We start from the raw sequence: 22,197 nt of genomic DNA, 5'->3' as shown, positions 1-22,197 counted from the left end.
GAGCTCTTCCATGCGCCCACACGATACGCCGCCCGCCCTTGATGCATCCAGCTCGGAACTGATCCTCGGTCTGGATGACCGCCCGGCCCCGCTGCTCGGCATGCTCGCGGCCCTGCAGCACCTGCTGGCGATCATCGTCCCGATCGTCACGCCGGGCCTGCTGATCTGCCAGGCGCTGGGCGTGGCGCCGCGCGACACCAACCTGATCGTCTCGATGTCGCTGGTCATTTCGGGCATCGCCACCTTCGTCCAGTGCCGCCGTTTCGGTCCGTTCGGCGCCGGCCTCCTGATCGTGCAGGGTACCAGCTTCAATTTCGTCGGTCCGCTGATCGCGGGCGGCGCGCTGATGGTCAAGGAAGGCACGCCGGTGGAAGCGGTGATTGCCGCGATCTTCGGCGTGGTGGTGGCCGGCTCCTTCATCGAAATGGGCGTGTCGCGCATCCTGCCGTTCGTGAAGCGCCTGATCACGCCCCTGGTGACCGGCATCGTGGTGCTGATGATCGGCCTCACGCTGATCAAGGTCGGCCTGATCAGCATGGGCGGCGGCTATACCGCGATGGCCAACGGCAGCTTCGCCAACGGCGAGAACCTGCTGCTGTCCGGCGTGGTCCTGGGCATCATCGTCGCCATCAACCGGGTGCCGGTGGTGTGGATGAGAAGCGCCGCCATCGTCATCGCGCTCGCCGTCGGCTACGCGCTGGCGGCCTGGCTCGGACGGCTCGACTTCACCGGGATGCATGAAGCGCCGTGGTTCCAGGTGCCGACGCCGCTGCACTTCGGGCTCGGCTTCTCGTGGTCGCTGTTCGTACCGATGCTGGTCATCTACCTGGTGACGTCGCTGGAAGCGATCGGCGACGTCACCGCCACCAGCAAGGTCTCGCGCCAGCCGGTCGAAGGGCCTCTGTGGATGGCGCGCATCAAGGGCGGCGTGCTGGTGAACGGCGCCAACTCGCTGCTGGCCGGCATCTTCAACACCTTCCCCAGCTCGATCTTCGCGCAGAACAACGGCGTGATCCAGCTGACCGGCATCGCCAGCCGCCATGTCGGCATGTGGATCGCGCTGTTCCTGGTGATCCTGGGCCTGTTCCCGGCAGTGGCCGGCGTGATCCAGGCGGTGCCGGAGCCGGTGCTCGGCGGCGCCGCGATGGTGATGTTCGGTGCGGTCGCGGCGGCCGGGATCAACATCCTGGCCAGCGTCCACCTCGACCGCCGCGCGCTGTTGATCATCGCGGTGTCGCTGGCGCTGGGCCTGGGCGTGTCGCAGGTGCCGGAATTCCTGGTGCACATGCCGGCCGCGGTGCGCAATGTGCTGGAATCGGGTGTCGCCACGGGCGGCCTGTGCGCGCTGGTGCTGAACTGGTTCCTGCCAGAGACGCCACCGGTCACTCATTCGGGAGAACGATGATGTGGGGACGTCGCATCTTCGCCGCAGTGCTCTCCCTGCTGGTGACTCTGGTTACCGGCTGGGGCGTGCTGGCCCTGTGGTTCCAACTATCGCGTCCTTGGGCGCTGGCGTTCGGGGCGGCCTGGTGCCTGCTTGGCCTGGCCGTGCTGGCGGTGACCTTGATCCCGCAAGGTCGGCGCTACTGGCGTCAGGCCTTGTTGGCCTGCGCCGTCGGCATCGTGGCGATGGGCGCCTGGTGGCAGGGCCTCAAGCCCTCGCATGACCGGGTCTGGGCCGACGATGTTTCGCAGATGCTGGAGTCGCACGTCGACGGCGACATCGTCACACTGGAGAACGTGCGCAACTTCGAATGGCGCACCGAAACCGACTACACGCCGCGCTGGGAAACGCGTCAGTACGACCTGCGCAAGCTGGAGTCAAGCGACCTGATCCTGTCGTACTGGATGGGACCGCACATCGCGCATACCCTGATCGCCTTCGACTTCAAGGACGGGCGCAAGCTGGTGTTCTCGCTCGAGATCCGCAAGGAGCGCCAGGAATCGTTCTCCGCCATCGGCGGCTTCTTCCGTAACTTCGAGCAGGTGATCGTCGCGGCCGACGAGCGCGACATCGTGCGCACGCGCAGCAATGTGCGCGGCGAACAGGTGTATCTGTACCGCCTGCGCGCCAGGCCGGAACAGCTGCGCGCGGTGCTGCTCGATTACCTGGAACGGGCCGAGAAGCTGCGCCAGCATCCCGAGTGGTACAACACGTTGACCAGCAACTGCACCACCATCCTGTTCGAACTGGCGCGCCGCATCGCTCCCGGGCTGCCGCTCGACTGGCGCCTGCTGGCCTCGGGCCACTTCGCCGAATATGCCTACGACCAGGACGCGCTGGCCCCGGATCATCCGTACGCGGAACTGCAGCAGCGCGGCTTCATCAACGAACGGGCACATGAGGCGGATCGCAGCGGTGCCGACTTCTCGCGCGCGATCCGCACCGGCGTGCCGGGCATCGAGCGGCCGTGACGATCCGGCGCGCGCTCGAAGTGTGGTGCGCGCCGATGGAATCTGGTGGCCGGTTTGCGTGCGCTCAAACCGATTGCACGCACCCGGTTGTTGCTGTGGAATTTCTCAGATACAACTAGATCGGTTCAAACCGGGGAGACCGCAATGAGAGACAGATCGCAACAAGGATTCGCACCGCGGGCCATCGCCCTGTTTTGCGGGCTGGCGCTGGCACAGGGCGCAGCGGCCAGCACCTGCTTCGGCACGACCGACAGCGGCCGCATCGAAGGCGCCGTCACCCTGCCCGCCTCGGGGCCGAACTTCGCGCCCTATTCCGCGCTGGGCATCCAGCTCGGACGTACCTATGTGCACGCCACGGTGCGCGACATTGTCGCCGCCGCCTACCGCGACCTGGAGACGATCCAGCCCGGCGTGACCTACGTGTATGGAGAAACGGGCCTGCGCGCCGGCGGCCCGATGCCGCCGCACCGCACCCATGAAACGGGCACCTCGGTCGACTTCATGGTGCCGGTGCGTTCCAGCGACGGCAGCGCGGCGCGGCTGCCGGCATCGGCCGCCAACCGCTTCGGTTACGACCTCGAATTCGACAGCAAGGGCACGCTCGGCACGCTGCGCATCGACTTCGTAGCACTGGCCGCGCACCTCGACCAACTGAGCCAGCAGGCGCGCAAGCACAATGCGCCGATCAAGCGCGTGATCTTCGACCCGGCGCTGACCCAGCACCTGTTCGACACGCCGGCCGGGCCGCGCCTGAAGTCGCTGCCGTTCATGGCATCCAAGCCGTGGGTACGCCACGACGAGCATTACCACGTCGACTTCGCGATCCGCTGCGCACCACGGCGCTAGCGGACCGCGTCAGTCGATTAGCGCGACTGCAGCGCCGCGATGCGCTCTTCGATCGGCGGGTGGCTCGAGAACAGCGCCATCGCGCCGCCCTTGCCCGAGATACCGAAGGCGCTCATGTTCTTCGGCAGTTCGCCTTCGGCGATGCCGCCCAGGCGGCGCAGCGCGGCGATCATCGGCTGCTCGCGGCCCATGATGGTGGCGGCGCCGCGGTCGGCGCGGAACTCGCGCTGGCGCGAGAACCAGGCCACGATGATGCTGGCCAGGATGCCGAACACGATCTCGCACACGATCACCGTGACCATGTAGCCGATGCCGGGGCCGGACGACTCCTCGTCGTTCTTGCGCAGCATGCTGTCGACGAAATAGCCGACGATGCGCGCCAGGAAGATGACGAAGGTGTTGACCACGCCCTGGATCAGCGTCAGCGTCACCATGTCGCCATTTGCGATGTGCGCCACTTCGTGCGCCAGCACCGCTTCGACCTCGTCCTGGTTCATCGATTGCAGCAGGCCGGTCGACACCGCAACCAGGGAGCTGTTCTTGGTGGCGCCGGTGGCGAAGGCATTCGGCTCGCCTTCATAGATCGCCACTTCCGGCATCCCGATGCCGGCCTTCTGCGCCTGGGCCGCGACGGTATTGAGCAGCCACTGCTCGGTGCTGTTCGATGGCTGCGTGATCACGCGCGCGCCGGTCGACCACTTGGCGATCGGCTTCGAGATCAGGAGCGAAATGAAGGAGCCGCCAAAGCCCATCAGGGCGGCAAAGGCCAGCAGCATGCCGAGATTCAGGCCGTTGCTGGTCAGGAAGCGGTTCACGCCAAGCAGGCTTGCGCTCAGGCTCAATACGAGCATGATCGCCATGTTGGTGGCGAGGAACAGGAAGATGCGTTTCATGGATGTCCTTTCGGGTTCAAAAAAATGATTCAGGTATTCGGTTCGGCAGCCGCCTGGGCCATGCCATCAAGCGCTTCGGGATCGAGGCGGCGCACCGCCACGCGCGCGATGCGGCGCTCCTCGATCGCCAGCACCTCGTAGCGCAGGCCGTCGAGTTCGAGCGCCTGGCCGACTTCCGGCATGGTCTCGAAGCGCGCCAGCAGCAAGCCGGCCAGCGAGGTGTAGTCGGCGTCGTCGCTGACCAGGCTATCGGTCTCCAGCACCTGCTCGAGCAGGTGCAGGTCTGCGCTGCCGTCGACTTCCCAGGTGCCGTCGGCCTGCGGGCGGATCGCCGGCTGCTCGTCTTCGTCGGGGAATTCGCCGGCGATCGCCTCCAGGATGTCGACTGGCGTCAGCAGGCCCTGCACCACGCCGAATTCGTCCGTCACCAGCACCAGCTGGCCATGGGCGCGCTTGAGCGTCTCGATGGCTTTCAGCACACCGGCGGTATCGGGCAGCACGATCGGCGCGCGGATGGTGTGGCCGGCCTTGTCGTCGATCCAGCCCTGCATCGCCAGGCTGCCCATCAGGTCCTTGGTGCGGGCGATGCCGACGATGTTGTCGAGCTGTCCGCGGCAGACCGGCAGCAGGCCGTGCGGGGTTTCCTGCAACTGGCGCAGGGTGTCTTCCGGCGCGGCGTCGAGGTCGACCCACGACATGTCCGACCGCGGCGTCATGATCGAGCGGATCGAGCGGTCGGCCAGGGTCAGCACGCCGCTGACCATATTGCGCTCCTCGACCGCGAACGCGTCCTGCTGCTGTTCCTGCTCGTCTTCCGGCACATCGGTGGCTTCAGCGCGCTTGCGGCCACCCATCAGGCGCAGCACGCTTTCCGCGGTGCGGTCGCGCAGCGGCACGCGCGCCTCGTTCTTCAGGAAGTTACGGCGCGCGAACTGGTTCAGGGTCTCGATCAGGATCGAGAAGCCGATTGCCGCATACAGGTAACCCTTCGGAATGTGGAAGCCCAGGCCTTCGGCCACCAGGCCCAGACCAATCATCAGCAGGAAGCTCAAACACAGCACGACCACGGTCGGGTGAGCGTTGACGAAGCGCGTCAGCGGCTTCGAGGCCAGGATCATGATGCCGATCGAGATGATCACGGCCGCCATCATGACGCCCAGTTCATCGACCATGCCGACCGCCGTGATCACGGCGTCGAGCGAGAACACGGCGTCCAGCACCACGATCTGCGCCACCACGGCGGCAAAGCCGGCGTAGACCTTGGACTGGCTGACGACGTGGGTCACGCCTTCGAGGCGCTCGTGCAGTTCGACGGTGGCCTTGAACAGCAGGAAGATGCCGCCCACCAGCAGGATCAGGTCACGGCCGGAGAACGACAGCGGCCCGACCGAGAACAGCGGCGTGGTCAGCGTCACCAGCCAGGAGACAATGGTCAAGAGGCCGAGGCGCATCGCCATCGCCAACGTCAGGCCGATCAGGCGCGCCTTGTCGCGCTGGTGCGGTGGCAGCTTGTCGGCCAGGATCGCGATGAAAATCAGGTTATCGATCCCGAGCACGATCTCCAGGACCACCAGTGTCAGCAGACCCGCCCAGATGGTCGGGTCGAATAGCCATTCCATGTTATTGCCTCATTAAAAATTGTCACGCGGTCCCGGCTACCTGGCGTGCGGACGACGCGCTGCATCGTCCGCCTTGGTGGCGCGGGAAAAGAATCGGCCCGGCGCGCGCGGCCTGCGGCCATCACGGGCGCAGTCGCACAGCGACGTTGGCGGGCAGCGGATTACAGCGTGGGAGGCGGTTTCAGCGGAGGATAGGCGGACTGGCCGTGGACGAGCGGCGCCGCGGGCGCATGACTGCGTCCGGGATGGAGGATCAGCTGGAGGGTGCCGTCTTCGTTTACCTGGTCGTGCAAGTCGGCCACGGCGGGCGGCTCGTCGGAATCGAGGTCGCCGCCGGAGCGGGTGTCGAACAGGTGCGAGAAGAACGAATCGCTATCGGCGTCGACGGGTGTCGCGCCGTGGGAAGCTGCCGACTGCGGATGCGCTGGCTGGGCATGCTGGAACGCGGCGACCGACATCGACATCGCCAGGACATTCAGGGGAAACAGCAGGATCAGACAGATGACGAATAATCGTCGCATACATACATCGGAAATGATAACGGCCCAAGTATAGCATGCGCGGCGCGAGCGCCCTGTGGCGCCCGGCTTTCAGGCATCCCGACGGTCGGCCGTCTGCGCCGCTAGCGCTTACGGCGCCGGCTGCCGATCGTGCGTCGGCCCGGCGGTGACCGGCCGCCCCGCCTCCCACCTGAGCCGGTCGATGCACATGCGGCGCGCGGTCTGCGCCACGTCCCAGGCGTGATAGACGATCCAGGTCTGGCTGCCGTCAGGCGAGGTGGTGAAGCTGTTGTGACCCGGCCCGACGACCGCTCCCGGAACGCTGCGCATCAGCAGCGCCTCGTGCCCGCCTTCGGGCCGGAGGTATGGCCCGAGCGGATGGTCGGCCACCACATAGCTGACGCCATAGTTGTCCTTCTCCCAGGCGCCGCCGCTGTAGAAACAGTAATACAGCCCGTCATGCACCAGCACCGACGCGCCCTCCACCGTATGCCAGTCATAGACATTGCCGTACATGGTGCGGCCCTTGCGGAACACGTGCCAGTCATGGTGCGGACGCGCCACCACGCGCGGCGCGCCGGCCAGCGTGGTCATGTCAAGCAGGCGGTCGACCACAATGCCGGTGCCGACCCGGTGGTCGTCTTTTAGCTCAAGGAAGTCGACGCAGTAGAACAGGTACCACTGGCCATCGGTGTCGCGGAATGGATGGGCGTCGATCGAGAACGGCTGGTCGGGCACCAGGATGCGGCCGCTGTCGACGAACGGCCCGGCCGGATGCTCGGCCACCGCCACCCGCAGCTGCTGGTCGGTACCTTCTGGCGCCGAGCCGGACGAGTAGTACATGTAGAAACGCCCGTCGTGACTCGCCACCTCGGGCGCCCAGTAATGCTCGGCGCCATTCGGTTGCAAGGCGTGGCCGAGCGACTCCCAGGTGACCAGGTCGCGCGAGCGCAGCACCGGAATCTGGCGTCCGTCGGCGCCGCCGGGCGCGGTGCCGTAGGCGTAGTAGCAACCGTCGTGCCTCAGCACGAAGGGGTCGGCCATGGTGTCCGGGTATACCGGATTCTGGTATGTCTGCTGCATCACGTCTCCTGAAAGCCGCCGGCGCCCGTGAGGACGCCGGCGGCGTGTGTGCTACCTTCCAACCTTACATCTTGAAGCGCAGGCTGACGCCATACGTGGTCGGGTTGTAGCGGATGTCGCGCGGCTGGTAGTCGCCCAGGCTGCTCTCGAACTTCTCGCGGGTCAGGTTGATCGCGTCGAACTGGAGCGACACCTTGTCGTTGATTTCGTAGCCGATGCTCAGGTCGACGAAGGTGTTGGCCTTGACGATGCGGTCCTGGTTGTACGGCGCCTCGGCGATCTGCTCGACGTAGTCGCCGCGGCGGGTAGCCGCCAGGCGCGCGGTGATGCCGCTGCCTTCATACAGCAGCGCCACGTTGTAGTTCTGCTTGGCCACGCCCACCAGCGGCGTCTTGGTGAACGTATCGCTGCCGAAGCTGGTCTTCGATTCGTTCTCGCCGTCGATCCAGGTGTAGTTGAACTGCGCACCGAAGCCGCTCCAGGCGCCCGGCAGGAAGTCGAAGAACTTCTGGATGCCGAATTCGGCGCCCTTGAGCGTGCCCTTACCCGAGTTCTGCGGACGCGTCACGCGGTAGGTCTGGCCGTCGATGACTTCGTCCTGGGTGAAGCTTTGCAGGTAGCCGTCGATGTCGCGGTGGAACAGCGCCACCTGGGCGTAGCCGTTCTTCTGGAAGTAATACTCGAGCGTGGCGTCGATGTTGGTCGACTTGGTCGGATCGAGTTCCGGATTGCCGGCGCCGCCGCTGCCCGGCGCATTCACCGTTGGCGTAATCAGCGACAGGGCCGGGTTCAGCTGGCCGAAGTCGGGACGGGTGATGGTCTTACCCACCGACAGGTGCGACTGCCAGGCATCGGTCCAGGCCACCACCGCCGAAGCGCTCGGCAGGAAGTTGGTCTCGTGGGTCGACAGGTCGACGTCGGACACCTGGTCGCCGATGCGGCTCTGGCCGCGCAGCTTGCGATTCAGGCGGATCACGCGCGCACCGGCTTCGCCGCTGACTTCGACGCCGGCGATCTCGGTTTTGTAGCGCCCGGCCAGGTACAGCGTGGCGCTGCGTTCGCGCTGGTCGAACAGGCGCGCCGGATCGTCGGGAATGCGGCCGGCGCCAACGCCGTAGGCTTCGCGCACCGCATCGGCATTGTCGATCAGGTAGTCGCTCGACGGCGTGGCCCATGGGCCACCCAGGCGGTCCAGGCCGGGGACGATCTGCTGGAAGTCGGCACCGAACAGGCCGAGCGGAGTCGGACGCACGCCGGTGAAGTCGGCATGGCCTTCGGCGCCGTGGTAGCTGGCCTTGCGCGACGACAGGCGTACGCCGCCCAGCACCGCGTTGAAGAAGCCGTCGCCGCTCAGGCGATAGATGGCGTCGCTGCGCCATTGCAGCTGGCTGCCGGCCTGCTCGTTCCAGTTCTGCACCAGGCCGCGCAGCACGTACTGGCTCGGGTCGCGCATGGCGTTGGCGCTGCCCGGGGTGGTGATGCTGTTGAAGCCACCGTGGCCGTCGGCGCCATACGCGTACACGCTGGCGCTGGCGCCCGGCACCTGCTGGTCGACGATCAGGGTGTCGTTGACGAACTTCGATTTGGTGTAGCCCAGCTGCGAATCGATCGTCAGCGGACCGTCCGCATACTTCAGGCCCAGGTTCAGGTAGTGGGTGGTGGTGCGTTCGTTCTGGCCCCAGGTACTGGTGGCGCTGTACGGGTCCCAGTCATAGTCGCCGCCGAACTGCGCCGCCGGCGCGTTGGCCGACAGGATCGGGCACACGGTGCCGCCCAGCGCACAGTTGCTTCCTTGCGGCGCCATCACCACGTCCGTCAGGCGCGGCGCCCAGGTGACGTTGCTCATGATGTAGTTGACCGCGTTGCGTCCCTGGTAGCCCATGCCCAGGTACTGGGCGCTGGCCTGCAGGCGCGGATTGATCTTCCACTGGAAGGCGCCGTGGATGCTCTGGCGTTCGCGCTCGCCGCTGTTGTAGATGCCGCCGATGTTGGGCAGCTGGCCCAGCACGTCGCCGGCGCGCGCCGGTGTGAACGGGCCGGTCTCGCCCAGGCGCACGGCGGTGCCGTCCTGGTTCACCGAGAACACATTGGTCGGACGGTCGTTGTACTGCACCGGATAGGCCCAGTTCTCGCGGTTGACGGCGACGTCGAACAGCGCGCCCATCTCGCCGAAGTCGGTGTCCCAGCGGTTGCTGACCAAAAAGCCGCCGCCTGGATTGTGCTTGTTCTTGGTGGCGCTGCTGCCGTTGGTCTTGTTCAGGCGGTCTTCGACGTAGCCGGTGGCGGTGAAGCCTTTCGAGTCGAACGGGTTGCGCAGGCGGATGTTGACCGCGCCGGCGATGCCGCCCTCGAACTGGTTGGCGGTCGCCGATTTATAGACTTCCATGCCGCCGATCGACTGCACCGGCAAGTCCTGGTAGGCCAGGCGGCGGCCGGCGGCGGTGAAGATCTCGTTGCCGTCCAGCGTGGTGGCGACGTCCGGCAGGCCGCGGATGATGACGGTGCTGGTCTGGCCGCGGTCGCGTCCCACCTGCACGCCGGCCACGCGCTGCAGGGCGTCGCCCGCGGCGCGGTCGGGGAACTTGCCGATGTCGTCGGCGTTGATGGCGTCCACCACCTGCACCGCGTCGCGCTTGATCGTCTCGGCCGAGCGCAGGCTCTGGCGCAGGCCGGTCACCTGGACCACGGCCGCATTCGCCGGAGCCGGGGCTGCCGTTGCCGTTGCATCGGGCGTAGCCGGCGCGGGCGGCACGGTCTGCACTGCCGGCGCATCCGCTTCCGCTGGAGCAGCCGGCGCGGGCGAGGCAACTTGCGCGGCCGGCTCGGTGGCCTGGGCTGCGGCGGTTGCGCTATCGTTCGCGGTTGCGGTCTGCGCCAGCGCGGGCGCGCCGTAGGCCGACATCATCATGATGGCGGCGCAGATCGGCTTGACTTTCAATCGGGACATGCTTTCTCCTTGTTTCTGTATGAAGTCCCCCAGGCCGGTCTGGCCGGCGCGGGGCCGCGTAGCATATCAACATCTCAACAATTGCGGCGTCCGCCAGAGCGCGGCGCACGCCTTCCAACCACTCACCAACATGTCAGCGCGCCTGTAATGACAGGGCTTCTTCGCGCTCGGTCCACCCCGGTGCGAACACCGCGCCCCCGGCATCGAACAGGAAGGCGCGGCTGGCCGGGAACACCAGTTCGACCTTGCTGCCCGGCGCCGGTGGCGCGATATCGGCATCGCATTTCACCGCCACCATCTCGCCGACGCTACCGGCAGCACTGGTGGCATCGTCGACGTGGGCATACACCAGCGTCACGTCGCCCAGGTACTCGACCAGGGCCACGGTGGCGCCGATGGCGCCGTCGTGGCGCCCGTCGCTTACGCCGGAACGCACGATCTGCAAGTGCTCCGGGCGCACGCCGAGGGTGACGCGCGCACCGGGCGCCGCACGGCCAACGTCCGCCGCCACCTGCACCCGCGTCCCGCCGGCCAGCTGCACGCTGGCGCTGCGCCCACTCTCGCCGGCCAGCGTGGCTTCGAAAAAGTTCATGCGCGGCGAGCCGAGGAAGCCCGCCACGAACTTGTTGGCTGGCCGCTCGTACAGGTCAACCGGGGTGCCGACCTGCTCGATGCGCCCTCCATTCAGGACCACGATCTTCTGGCCCAGCGTCATCGCCTCGACCTGGTCGTGGGTCACGTAGATCATGGTGCTTTGCAGTTCCCGGTGCAGGCGTGCCAGCTCGACCCGGGTCTGGCCGCGCAGCGCGGCGTCCAGGTTCGACAGCGGCTCGTCGAACAGGAACACCTTGGGCTTGCGCACGATGGCGCGTCCGATCGCCACGCGCTGGCGCTGGCCGCCGGAGAGCGCTTTCGGTTTGCGCTCCAGCAGGTGCTCGATCTGCAGGATCTGCGCCGCGCGCCCCACCCGCTCGGCGATTTCGCTCTTGGGTACCTTGGCCAGCTTGAGCGCGAAGCCCATGTTCTCGGCGACGCTCATATGCGGGTACAGCGCGTAGCTCTGGAACACCATCGCGATGCCGCGCCGGCTCGGCTCCACCGTGTTGCTGACTTCCCCGCCGATCGACAAGGTGCCTTCGGTGATGTCTTCCAGGCCGGCGACGATGCGCAGCAGGGTCGACTTGCCGCAGCCGGACGGGCCGACGAAAACCACGAACTCGCCGTCCGCGATCTCGAGGTCGATGCCCTTGATCACCTGGTTGTTGTCGTACTGCTTCCTGATGCCGCGAAGGCTAACCGATGCCATGATGCGTTCCTGCCTTTCCTGATACTGTCATTGCCGCCCTCACCCTTTCAGTCCGCTGGCCGCCAGGAAGCCCTGGGTCACGCGGCGCTGGAACAGCACGTAGGCCAGTCCCACCGGCAAGGCCCCGAGCAGCGCCGCCGCCATCAGCTGGGCGTAGCGCACCCCGAACGCGTCGTAGGTCTGGGTCAGGCCGAGCGGGATCGTCATCATCTCGTTGGAGGTGACGATGATGAACGGCCAGAGGAAGTTGTTCCAGGCGCCGATGAAGGTGACGATCGCCATCGCCCACACGATGTTGCCGGAGATCGGCAGGTACACGCTCCACAGCACGCGCAAGGGGCCAGCGCCGTCCATCACCGCCGCCTCGCGGAAGTCGGCCGGGATCTGGTCGAAGAATTGTTTGAATACGTAGATGACCACGGGCGAGACCACCTGCGGCAGCACCAGGCCGGCATAGCTGTTGATCAGGCCAAGCTGGTTCATGGTACGAAACAGCGGCACCAGCAGCGCCTCGAACGGCAGCAGAAAGGCCAGCATGGCCACGCCGAACAGCAGCGCGCGGCCGCGGAAGCGCAGCTGCGAAAAGGCGTAGGCGGCCATCAGGCTGATCGCCATCGTGATCACCGTGACCAGCAGCGCCACCAGCGCGCTGTTGAACAGCCAGCGCGGCATGTTGCCGGCACTGAGCGTGATGCGGAAGGCGTCCAGGGTCCAGTCCCGCGGCAGCCAGTGAAAGACTGCGGACACGGTTTCGTGCTCCGGACGCAGCGCGGTGGACATGGCCCACAGCAGCGGGAACATCCACAGCGCCGCCAGCACCACGCAGGCAACGACGCCGGCGACCGTCCAGCCGAGTTGAGTGCGCCCCTTCATGCTCTTCTCCTGATCACGCGCACCATCCAGGCATGCAGCAGCGACAGCCCGATCACCACGAACACGAAGGCCATCGCGATCGCCGCCGCGTAGCCGGCGTCGCTGTAGGTGAACGCGGTCTCATACATATAGTGCAGCGTGACGCGGGTGGTGTTGAACGGCCCGCCCACGGTGAGGATGTAGGTCTGGCCGAAGATCTTGAGCGAGGCGATCAGCTGCAGCAGCAGCGCGGTGCCGATCACCGGCCGCAGCTGCGGCCAGGTGATGGTGCGAAACAGCGTGAAGCCGCGCGCGCCGTCCAGCGCCGCCGCTTCGTACAGCTCGGCCGGGATATTGCGCAGGCCGGCCAGCAGCATCAGCATATTGAAGCCTACCGTCCACCAGATGGTGCCGAGCGCCACCGCCGGCATGGCCCAGTCGACGTCGGCCAGCCAGGCGCGCTGGCCGCCGACGATGTGGTTGATCACGCCCGACGACGGCTGCAGCATCCAGTCGGCGATCAACGCCATCACTGAAATCGGCAGCACGTAGGGCAGGAAGAAGGCGCCCTGCAGCCAGGCTTGGAAACGCGTGAAGCGGTGCACCAGCAGCGCCATCAACAGGCCCAGGCCGACCAGCGGAATCACGGTCAGCAGCGAAAAATAGAAGGTATTGGCGAGCGAAGACCAGAAGCCGGGATCCTGCACCAGGGTGGCGTAGTTGGCCAGGCCGACGAAGCCGCTGGTGCGGGTCAGGCTGCTCTCGGTGAGACTGAGCCAGAAAGTCTGCAGCGCCGGCGCCAGGAAGAACAGTAAAAAGGCGGCGATGAACGGCGCCAGCAGCAGCGCGGCGGACAGGCCCTGGCTGCGGGTGGCGCCGGCGCGTGCGGAATGCGGCGCGCTGGCCTGGCGGGCGGGCATGGCGGGCTGCATCGGAGCGCCCGCATTGCTGGATGAAGTCGGCATCGGCGTCTCCATCAGTAGCGCGGCGGTGCCTTGCGCAGCAGGCGCGCGGCGTCGGTTTCGAACATGCGCATCGCCTCGAACGGCGTCAGCTGGCCGGAGAGCGCGCCCGGCATGAACTTGGACGCCATCGATTCGACCGGCCCGGCGGCACCCATGTACCAGCCGTCCGGATCGTAAACTACGTTCTGCGCGGCGGCGGCGTATTCTGCGTTGGGCATCAAGGCGCGCGCCTGCGCCGATTCGGCCACTGGGCGATAGGCCGGCACGTGACCGCCCTCGGCCCAGCCCATCGAGTTGCGGCTCACATAAGCGACGAAGGCCAGCGCGCCGCGCAGCTTGTCGGGCGCCATCGGGCGGCCCTCGTTGGCCGGCAGCGCGAAGGCGTGCGAATCGGTCCAGGTGCTGGCGTCCTGGTACAGGCGCGGCAGCGGCGCGATACCGTAGTCGAAGCCGAGCGTGCGCTGGCGCGTGGTGCGCACCAGTTCCGGCACTTCCCACACGCCGTTGAGCATGAAGGCGGCGCCGCCGCCCATGAACTGGCTGGTGGACGCCGGATAGTTCAGGCCCGCCTGCGCGTAGCCGCGGCTGAACCAGGCGCTGACCTTGGCCAGTTCTTCGACGCCGGCCGAGCCGTAGGCGAAGCGGCCGTTCTCGATCAGAGGAACCTTGCGCTGCGCCAGCAGCGACAGCCACAGGCGCCAGATCGCGAACGAGCTCTGGTTCGCTTCCATCGCCAGCCCCGCCCTGCCGGTGCGCTCGCGCGCAATGCGAAACGCGGCGGTAAGCGCCTCAAAGCCCTCGATCGGGGCCAGGCGCCCGGCGCCGTCCAGCAGGCCGGCCTTGCCGGCGAGCGTCTTGTTGTAGTACAGGACCAGCGGGTGCATGTCGAGCGGGATCGCGTAGTTGCGGCCCTGGTAGCGCGACTTGGCCCACTGGCGCGGAAAGTAATCCTCGCCTTTCAGGCCGGCAGCAGCCAGTTCGGCATCGAGGATCGGGCGCAGCACGCCACCGCCGGCCAGGTTGGGCAGGCGCGACAGGTGAACGGTGGCGATCTCGGGACCGGCGCCGACCACCGCCGAAGTGATCAACTTGGTGTAGAACGGTTCGCCCCACTTCAGCGTGGTGCTGACCACGCGCACCGCGCGCTGGCCGGCGTTGAAGGCATCCACCAGCGCCTGCATGCGCGCGCCGTCGCCGCCGCTGAGCAGCGTCCACATGCGGATCTCGACCGGCGCGCGGGTTTGCGCCAGCGCCGATGCGCCCGGCATGCCGAGCAGCGTGGAGGTGGCGAGGAAGCTTCTGCGTTGCACTACGTGGTCTCCGTATTTATCCTGAGCCGAGGGACCGGTTACCGGTGCCGTCGCCCTGATGTCTGTTGTCGCAACCTGGCCATGTGAAGCGGGATCTGGCCCGGGGCTGAAGTTGCAACCTTGCTATTGTCCTCATTCCAGCCTCGAGACGGCGCACGACCGTGCGCAAAGCGTGGTCAACAAGAGACACTTGCGTGCGCCGATATCGCTACTTGATCAGCGTCGTGCCCTTCACCGCCGGCTGGCCGTCGACCCAGTGCAGGCGGTCGATGTACAGGAAACGCCGGTCGGCGCGCTTGCCGTCGGGGTGCATTTCCCAGGCGTGATAGGCGATGTAATCCTCTCCGCCCGCCTTGAACACGCCCTGGTGCCCGGGCCCCATCAGATGCACATCGGCGCGGCTTTTCAGGAACGGGCCGTCGCCGACCGGCTGGCATGGTCCGGTAGGGCCGGAGCAGACGGCGTGGCCGACCGCATACGAGCCGTCGCCGAAATCGTTGGCCGAATACAGCAAGGTGTATTTCCCGTCGCGCACCACCATGGTCGGCGCCTCGATCACCTTGCCTTCCCACGCGCGGCCATTGGTCAGCAGCATGGTGGGCTGGCCCACGGTGGCCAGGCCGTCCGGGCGCAGCTCCTGCACGAACAGATGGGTCGGCCGGTTGCAGCAATTGCCGTCGCTCTTGAAGTACAGGTACAGGCGGCCGCCGTCGAGCAAGGGGCTGGCGTCGATGGTGCCGCCGAGCGCCGCCTGGCACACTAGCGGCTTGCTGGCCCGGTCAACGAACGGCCCGGTCGGCGCGCGCGACTCGGCCACGCCGATGCACTGCTTGTCGCTGGCGCGGTCGTGCGCGGTGTAGTAAAGCAGGTAGCGCTGGCCGACCTTGATCACCTCGGGCGCCCAGACGTGCGGTACCGGCTGCCGGATCCAGCTGGCCAGCTTCGGCATCGCGTCCGGCAGCGCGCGCCAGGTGTGCAGGTCGGTCGAGTGGAGCAGCTGCACGTGGCGCTCGTTGGCATTGGTGGCGTAGGCGTAGTAGCCGCCGCCATCGGGCAGCACGAAGGGATCGGGGAAGTCGCCGATCGAACTCGGGGCCGGCTGGGCTACGCCGAGAGCAGGCAGCATCAGGGCCAGGGTTGCGAGCAGGTTGCGCGTGATGCAGTGTCGGGGCTGCCGGTCAGGGCCGCTGGCGGCGTGGCCGGGTGCGGCGGACGGCGCGTGCACGTACGCCCCTCCGGCCGGTGCGGAAGGTTGATGCAACATGGGTTTGTCTCCTCTGCGTGCGCATCGATGGCGCATCTATGGCAGAGATCATACGGACAGCCGGCGTCGCTTTCGTATATCGAAATGCGCGCGAGCTATGCCAAATCCGTATCCGTCGAGCTTAGAACCTATCCCGGTAGGTGGGAGGAAGTTCATGCCGATGCGTGGCAGGCGTGAGCAAGGCGCGAGGAGGCCGCGTGGCTAGCCACGCAACGACGAGCAACGCAGCGCACGCCTGTCAGGCGCGGAAGGAACGACTCTCACCTACCGGGATAGGTTCGAAGTCAAACGAATGGTTCGTGACCGACGGGGGGCGCGCGACCGGCGGCTTCGCGCAGCGCCGTCAGCATTGCCTCGGCCGATGGCGACAGGTGATGGTTGCGGCGGGTGATGATGCCGTACACGCCCGCATGCAGCTTGACGTCGAGCGGCAGCAGCGCCAGCGTGCCGTCGTCCAGCATCGGCTGCACCAGCTCGGGCGCCAGCGCCGCCACCCGGTCGCTATCGAGCAGCAGGCGCGGCACCAGCGGCAGCGAAATGGTCTCGATGATGTCGAACGGCTGCTCCAGACCGTTGGCGATGAACAGCGCCATCAGCTGGTCGCGCAGGCGTCCCGGCGGCGGCAGGATCCAGGCGGCGCGTGCCAGGTCGGCGAGGCCGGGTTGCGGCTGCGCGAGCCAGGGATGGCCGGCGCGCACGACTAGGCGGTGCGGCTCGTCGGCCAGCGGTTCGAACTCGAGCTCGGCCGCGGCGGCAGTGTCCGGAATGCGGCCGACCACAATGTCGATCTCGCCGGCGCGTAGTTGTTCGACCATGGTCTTGCTGGAGTCGACTGCAACCGCGACCTGCACGCGCGGGTTGCGTTCCTTGAGCAGCTTGAGTGCCTGCGGCAGCAGCGTGGCGGCCGGCGCGCGCACGCTGCCGACGCTGACGCGTCCGCCAAAACCGTTCTGGCCCTGCATGATTTCCTGGTGCGCGGCGTCCATCTCAGCCAAGGCCGCACCAGCGCGGCGGATCAGCACCTCGCCGTACCAGGTCGGCGCCACGCCGCGCGGCAGACGTTCGAACAACGGCACGCCCAATGCATGCTCCAGCTCACCGATCAGCTTGGACGCGCCAGGCTGGGTCAGGCCGGCCGCTTCGGCGGCGTGCAGGATGGACGCGTGACGGCCCAGCTCGACCAGCAGCACCAGGTGCCGGGTCTTGAGGTGGAAGCGGATGAAGCGGGTTGAGGATGAGTTACGCATGCGGCATCGCGAGGTGGATGTCGTTGAATCCTAAAGTAATTCGCGGATAGGCGTCAATTGTGCCTGAGTCCGGTATTTGTCCCTGGGGTGCCGAATCGGCGGTTTTGCGATCGGGGAAGCACACAGTTGTAATGCCTTGCTATGTCACCTGAACGAAGAATGTACCCACATCGGTAGCCTCGGTCCAATCAGAAGGATTGGCATCAATAAACAAATATCCGACCGCATCGGACAGGCCGAAGATGCCTTTACATCGTAACGGGAAGTCAGCGCCATACAGCTGCAATACAAACCGCTGGGAGCCGAGATCTATTGGCTCTGCCTGTAGTAGATCGGGCAATCCGCCTATTTTCGATCCGCCGATGCTTTGATTACCAGAATGACTTCGATCAATACTTATGTCTAACGCAGGAATGCTCGCTCCACCAAAAACCTCGGCACCTCTTGCATGCAGGATTACTCGTGTGTAGCCTTTCCGTAAACAATCAAGCTCGTCGCGAACGCCATGATAAGTAATGCAATCTAGAAAATAGGCTATAGGAGAAAAATAGGAAAAGACAGAGATAGTAGATCTGCAGGCAATGCACAACTGGCATACAAGTTCAGGAAATTCGTTGGGAATGAAGCAATGAGCGTCAGTTCTTCTCCTTCGGGGCTACACGGCCACGGAATGAGGTTCCCAATATAAGCACCGCCTCCTAACCTCGGCCTTGGAGCCCTAATCGATGGCGGGGCGAAATTCAGCTTGTATGAGTTCATTTTCCGGCACCTTATAGATTAGTTGCCAATAAACTAGTTCATTTTTTCCAAGCCCACTCCACAAATCCAACCTGATTATCGACTGCTTCAGAGTGAATTATTTTCATCACGCCGCCGGAAGATTTCACCAACAAGTAATTTCTTCAGGCCATAGTCATCGTAGGCGAAAAACTTAGGCACGTCGCAAGCGTTTTCGACACTGATTTTACTTTCATTCTCATAGATATCCGTTACAACCAGGGCATTTGGGGAGATGCCATAAAATTAGCGCAGCGCGTCTAGTTTTTTACTGGGAACAAAGCCAGGATGGCTTTCGATTATGCGCCAGTCACCAACATCACCCACCTCCAGCAACGAATAACTGTCGATAGGAATTGGGGGAACAATCCACCTTTCCTCCATACTGTGATCGAATATTGGCCGCTCGGAAAAATAATCGAATATTTCCGCCACGGCACCTATCGAGACTTTAGTCACTACTCGTCCAAAACCGAATTTTCCATTATCTAATTTGAATGCAAAAATATCTCCCGGAGCGACTTTGTTTCGCCTCTTTCTTTTCGCTGTTGCAATGTTTACCTGCTTGACTTCCATCTCTTCAAACTTCGATAAGACATCATCATCCACATCCACCTTGAATGCTAAATTCAATGTGTACCGAAGTTCTTCAATCGTCGGCTTCCTCGATAGGTCCCGTTCGAACTGTCTACTAAAATTACGAAGGAAATGACGTACAGAATCCAGGACCGCATCGCCAGTCATTAATTCTGGTTCTCCAGGAATAGCCCACCAGCCCATCTATTACCTCCTCGACGGCCATCGCCGAAAATTACTAAACCAACCAAAGTCGATTACAACCCCAATGTCGCTTGCTAGCCACTGACACCTGTTATCCAATAAATATCTATAGATCCCGTTCTTAATAACAGCTTCTCCGTCAGCATCGACAACTCTAACCGACCTCCCAGTCCTCTGCGATAAAACAAGGACATCCAAGCTTTTCGGGACTGTACTCCAGAACATAAGCCGATTTTTTCACAAGGGTCTCCAAGTCGCCTGATCAATAGCGACCGCTCTTTTCTAGACCTTCCACTGTATTTCATTGAACATCCTCGATTTCCACAGATAGGTGCATATTTGACAAACCCTCTCGTGCATTTTCTACGACCATTCCGCCCAAGGATCGTAGGTAAAAGATTCATCAATCCCAATAAAATTCACGCCACGCAACCCTACTTGCAGAGCCCTGTTGCGGAAAGTTGCATTGCAAACTAGCCTTCCAAGCTCAACACATTCAAAAAGCGGCGGGATCGGAATATCTTTGAGGGTGAACTTATCAATTTTACTAAAGAATGGAACGCCGGGAAAATATCGATGGGTCATAGCCTCCCCCGTCTCCACCACTTTTTCTACTTCAAAATTCGACCTCTCAAGATCCATCAGTGGAAGATGAACAGCGGGAAGAAATATGGAATAGTCTTTCTTGGGCCGACTGCCGTCTGAGTATTCAATCTCTACAGGTATGCATCGAAAATCCACCAAAAGACTGTTACAGACATCAATAAATAGACTCGACACATACTTCGTGCCGGTTCCATAAAAATCAAAATCCATGTCGGAAATTTCTGTGTCGGTGATTTTTACCGAGTAGTTTTTCTTAACAGGGACGGCAGCCGAATTTGGGTCGATGCTGTCCCACTCCCACTCACTTGGCTCGCGTTCCTCTGCAATGAAGTATGGACATCCATGACCATCCGCCTCGTATTCCAAAACATATGCAGCGTTACTCATAGTAGCCTCCCGGTCACTTGATCCAGCAAAAACTTCCCCTGTTCTAAGCCGTCCACCGCTGAACGTTGAATAGCCTTTATACCTAGAGCCAATTGCATATCTGACAGACGCCAACACTTAAACATATTATTTAAATGATCAAGCTGACGTCTTATTTGGTTGGTGTAATGAGAATGACCCGACCAATGTCCTGGCATGGCCAAGAGTTTTGCCATCCTTTCGCTCCCGGGCAAGAACATACCGTTGGATGGACCATCCCCATCGAACCCAATCGAGCGTAATCGGTTGAACATTTTCTGGTAATCTCCGTGTTTCAAAAGTTCCTCGGGGATCAAATGGTGATTGGCCATCCCATCCCCTCTTGTCGCACCCATTCGCTTTCCGAGTTTGGTCGAGCACCATCCGAGTGGATCGGCATGACGTGTCGGCGCATCCGAGTACCCATATAAGCTTACGCCGCCTACCAATCCGATCGGGTCTTGGCTGATGTATCTTCCGACATCCGGATCGTAGTATCTGAACGTGTTGTAATGCAGCCCAATGGCGCTATCTTCGTATTGACCTGGATAGCGCAGCATTTGATCCGTTCGTTGTAGCTCTAACGTTCCCTCCTCGCGAACGAATTTGCCCCATGCTGCATACCGTCCCGTCCAAGCCAGCTTACCTATCTCGTCCGTCAGCTCAAGCGGCATACCCACTGTATCGGTATGAAAGTAGTAGATTCTCGGCAAGCCGCATGCCCTCTTATCCTCCCTCTCGGTCATTCCATCCATAAAAACCGCGTCGACCCGTGCCAGTGGCGTATATATCTGCTGTGGACTGTATAGGTAACTGCTGACACTCCCCTCCCTTACTTCCTGAGCCATGCACAATCCCTGCCACACGAATCGTTTACGTGCCACGCGGCTCGAGCCGCCGATATCCTGGCGAGTATCCTTGCTGCCAATTCTTCGTCCGATCGGGTCATAATCAAACCTGCTCTCCGTCACACCCTGCCCGTCTTCGCTCACCACCGCAACCAGCCGATCCTCGGCATCGAAGATAAAGCGCTGACTCAAGCGAGATCCCTTGCGCTTGTAGCGAACGTTCCCCCACGGGTCGTAATCAAAGCGGATATCGCCCCACACCATCAGCCGGTTGCCTTCGACCCTGCCCGCGCTCTTGCCGTGGCCGTGCTCCAGCAGATTGCCCGCCGCGTCCCACGCAAACCGTTCCTCGCTCGGCTCAACGTCGCGGACCTGACGCAGCAGGTGGCCCGCCGGGTCGTAGTGATACGTCAGCCGCCCACGAACGCTATCGCGCTGTTCGGCCAATTCGCCTAACCGGTTGTAACGATAACTGCGCCAGAACTGCCCCGTCCCAGGCCCCAGCGCAGCCGGATCGAAACCGGCCGCCTGCCAGCTGCGCCGGCCAAGCTGGTCGTAGCCGGTGCGCTGCGTAAGCCGTCCCTGCGTGCGCAGCACCTCGCGGTGCAGATCGTCGCGCTCGAAGTCGCTGATCACGCGTTCGCCCATCCGAATCTGGTGTACGTGGCCGGAGCCGTAACTGAGCATGTCGAAGCGCTGCCCGTACGGCAGGACGAGCGCGGCAATGTTGTCGAGCGCATCTAGTTCGTACGCGACCGTGCCCTCGACGCCATGCTCGGCGAGCAGCCGGCCGGCGTTGTCGTAGTCGAACGAGACGCTGCTGGCATTGACCCCGACGGCGGCGCCGGCTGCGGTCGGGACGCGTTCCGCGCTCACCAGGCCATCGGCCACATTCCAAGCGTAGGTGCTGACCGAAGTCGCCGTCTCCTGCACCAGCAGGCGCCCCATCTTGTCGCGCTCGAAGCGGGTGGTGCGGCGCGCGCGTTCGGGCGCGCCTGCGGTGATCGATCCGAGCTTATCGATCGCGGCCAGCTCGCCGGCGGCGTCATAGCGCAGCAGCCGCTCGACGCCGTCCGGGCGCACTTCGCGCCTCAAGCGGTCGCCGGCGTCATACTCGAACCCGTAGCGCGTCGCCGGATCGGTTTTGAATTCCTGCAGCCGTCCGCGCGCATCGTAGCGATACAGCAGCCGGCGCTCCGCCGGATCGATCGCCTCGACCACCTGGCCGCGCGCGTTGCGCAGCCAGCGGCTCTCGGCTTCGCGGTAACGCTGCATCACCAGCAGCCCGGCGGTGTCGTAGCGGTACTCCTGGACGCTGGCATCGGGTAGCGTGATCCGCACCGGTTCGCCGGTCGGCAGACGTTCGAAGCGCGTGCTCTGGCCCAGCGCATCGGTCACCATCGCCAGATGACCGGCGGCGTCGTAGTCATAGCGCGTGGTCTTTCCCGAGCAGTCGGTATAGCGCGTCATCTGGCCCAGTGCGTTCCAGTCCATCATAAATTTTTTAAAAACACTTTCTTGGATGGACAATCCC

The 22,197-nt window shown here is 63.8% G+C and carries 17 protein-coding genes; 3 read left to right on the top strand and 14 right to left on the bottom strand.

All coding sequences use genetic code 11. From position 1 onward, the window contains the following. Positions 1-10 precede the first annotated feature (10 nt). The 3 genes from RTQ83_RS05150 (at position 11) to RTQ83_RS05140 (ending at position 3,261) form a co-directional block, all read left to right on the top strand. Positions 11-1,405, top strand: coding sequence for a uracil-xanthine permease family protein (locus tag RTQ83_RS05150; RefSeq protein ID WP_312511735.1), 1,395 nt, complete (start codon positions 11-13; stop codon positions 1,403-1,405). Continuing rightward, the gene (locus RTQ83_RS05145) at positions 1,402-2,415 is read left to right on the top strand and encodes a DUF4105 domain-containing protein (protein ID WP_312511733.1); all 1,014 of its coding nucleotides are present in this window, start codon (positions 1,402-1,404) and stop codon (positions 2,413-2,415) included. Before RTQ83_RS05150 ends, RTQ83_RS05145 begins: the two co-directional genes overlap by 4 nt. Before the next feature lie 144 nt (positions 2,416-2,559). Beyond that, positions 2,560-3,261: a penicillin-insensitive murein endopeptidase gene (locus tag RTQ83_RS05140; protein WP_312511731.1), complete on the top strand. Its 702-nt coding sequence runs from the start codon at positions 2,560-2,562 to the stop codon at positions 3,259-3,261. Between the two features lie 17 nt (positions 3,262-3,278). Here the strand turns inward: RTQ83_RS05140 and htpX are convergent, their stop codons facing one another. From htpX to RTQ83_RS05070, 14 genes are all read right to left on the bottom strand, one after another. Further along, positions 3,279-4,154, bottom strand: a complete 876-nt coding sequence (gene htpX, locus RTQ83_RS05135) for a protease HtpX (protein ID WP_312511727.1) — start codon at positions 4,152-4,154, stop codon at positions 3,279-3,281. 29 nt (positions 4,155-4,183) lie between these two features. Beyond that, on the bottom strand, positions 4,184-5,773 hold the full coding sequence (locus tag RTQ83_RS05130; protein ID WP_312511725.1) for a TerC family protein: 1,590 nt from the start codon (positions 5,771-5,773) through the stop codon (positions 4,184-4,186). A 161-nt stretch (positions 5,774-5,934) separates the two neighbouring features. Beyond that, the gene (locus tag RTQ83_RS05125; protein WP_312511724.1) at positions 5,935-6,294 is read right to left on the bottom strand and encodes a hypothetical protein; all 360 of its coding nucleotides are present in this window, start codon (positions 6,292-6,294) and stop codon (positions 5,935-5,937) included. Positions 6,295-6,402: 108 nt separating this feature from the next. Further along, on the bottom strand, positions 6,403-7,356 hold the full coding sequence (locus RTQ83_RS05120; protein ID WP_312511722.1) for a glycoside hydrolase family 43 protein: 954 nt from the start codon (positions 7,354-7,356) through the stop codon (positions 6,403-6,405). A 64-nt stretch (positions 7,357-7,420) separates the two neighbouring features. Beyond that, the gene (locus tag RTQ83_RS05115; RefSeq protein ID WP_312511719.1) at positions 7,421-10,303 is read right to left on the bottom strand and encodes a TonB-dependent receptor; all 2,883 of its coding nucleotides are present in this window, start codon (positions 10,301-10,303) and stop codon (positions 7,421-7,423) included. Positions 10,304-10,436: 133 nt separating this feature from the next. Further along, the gene (locus tag RTQ83_RS05110; RefSeq protein ID WP_312511717.1) at positions 10,437-11,609 is read right to left on the bottom strand and encodes a sn-glycerol-3-phosphate ABC transporter ATP-binding protein UgpC; all 1,173 of its coding nucleotides are present in this window, start codon (positions 11,607-11,609) and stop codon (positions 10,437-10,439) included. Positions 11,610-11,648: 39 nt separating this feature from the next. After that, positions 11,649-12,482 (bottom strand): carbohydrate ABC transporter permease, encoded by an 834-nt coding sequence (locus RTQ83_RS05105; RefSeq protein WP_312511715.1) that lies wholly within the window; start codon positions 12,480-12,482, stop codon positions 11,649-11,651. Beyond that, complete coding sequence (locus RTQ83_RS05100) at positions 12,479-13,426, bottom strand: sugar ABC transporter permease (protein WP_312511712.1); 948 nt, start codon at positions 13,424-13,426, stop codon at positions 12,479-12,481. The genes RTQ83_RS05105 and RTQ83_RS05100 overlap by 4 nt, the downstream gene beginning before the upstream one ends. An 11-nt stretch (positions 13,427-13,437) precedes the next feature. Then, positions 13,438-14,736, bottom strand: a complete 1,299-nt coding sequence (locus tag RTQ83_RS05095) for an extracellular solute-binding protein (protein WP_312511710.1) — start codon at positions 14,734-14,736, stop codon at positions 13,438-13,440. 208 nt (positions 14,737-14,944) lie between these two features. Beyond that, the gene (locus RTQ83_RS05090) at positions 14,945-16,000 is read right to left on the bottom strand and encodes a glycoside hydrolase family 43 protein (RefSeq protein ID WP_312511708.1); all 1,056 of its coding nucleotides are present in this window, start codon (positions 15,998-16,000) and stop codon (positions 14,945-14,947) included. Positions 16,001-16,284: 284 nt separating this feature from the next. Further along, positions 16,285-17,247, bottom strand: a complete 963-nt coding sequence (locus RTQ83_RS05085) for a LysR substrate-binding domain-containing protein (protein ID WP_312511706.1) — start codon at positions 17,245-17,247, stop codon at positions 16,285-16,287. A 1,023-nt stretch (positions 17,248-18,270) separates the two neighbouring features. Then, positions 18,271-18,804 (bottom strand): Imm26 family immunity protein, encoded by a 534-nt coding sequence (locus tag RTQ83_RS05080; RefSeq protein ID WP_312511703.1) that lies wholly within the window; start codon positions 18,802-18,804, stop codon positions 18,271-18,273. Between the two features lie 363 nt (positions 18,805-19,167). Further along, on the bottom strand, positions 19,168-19,797 hold the full coding sequence (locus RTQ83_RS05075) for a hypothetical protein (RefSeq protein WP_312511701.1): 630 nt from the start codon (positions 19,795-19,797) through the stop codon (positions 19,168-19,170). Then, positions 19,794-22,193, bottom strand: coding sequence for an RHS repeat-associated core domain-containing protein (locus RTQ83_RS05070; protein WP_312511699.1), 2,400 nt, complete (start codon positions 22,191-22,193; stop codon positions 19,794-19,796). Before RTQ83_RS05070 ends, RTQ83_RS05075 begins: the two co-directional genes overlap by 4 nt. Between the last annotated feature and the right edge of the window lie 4 nt (positions 22,194-22,197).

It is taken from the genome of Massilia sp. (assembly GCF_031995545.1).
Lineage (GTDB): Bacteria > Pseudomonadota > Gammaproteobacteria > Burkholderiales > Burkholderiaceae_D > Telluria.
This window is presented reverse-complemented; position numbering and strand designations above follow the sequence as displayed.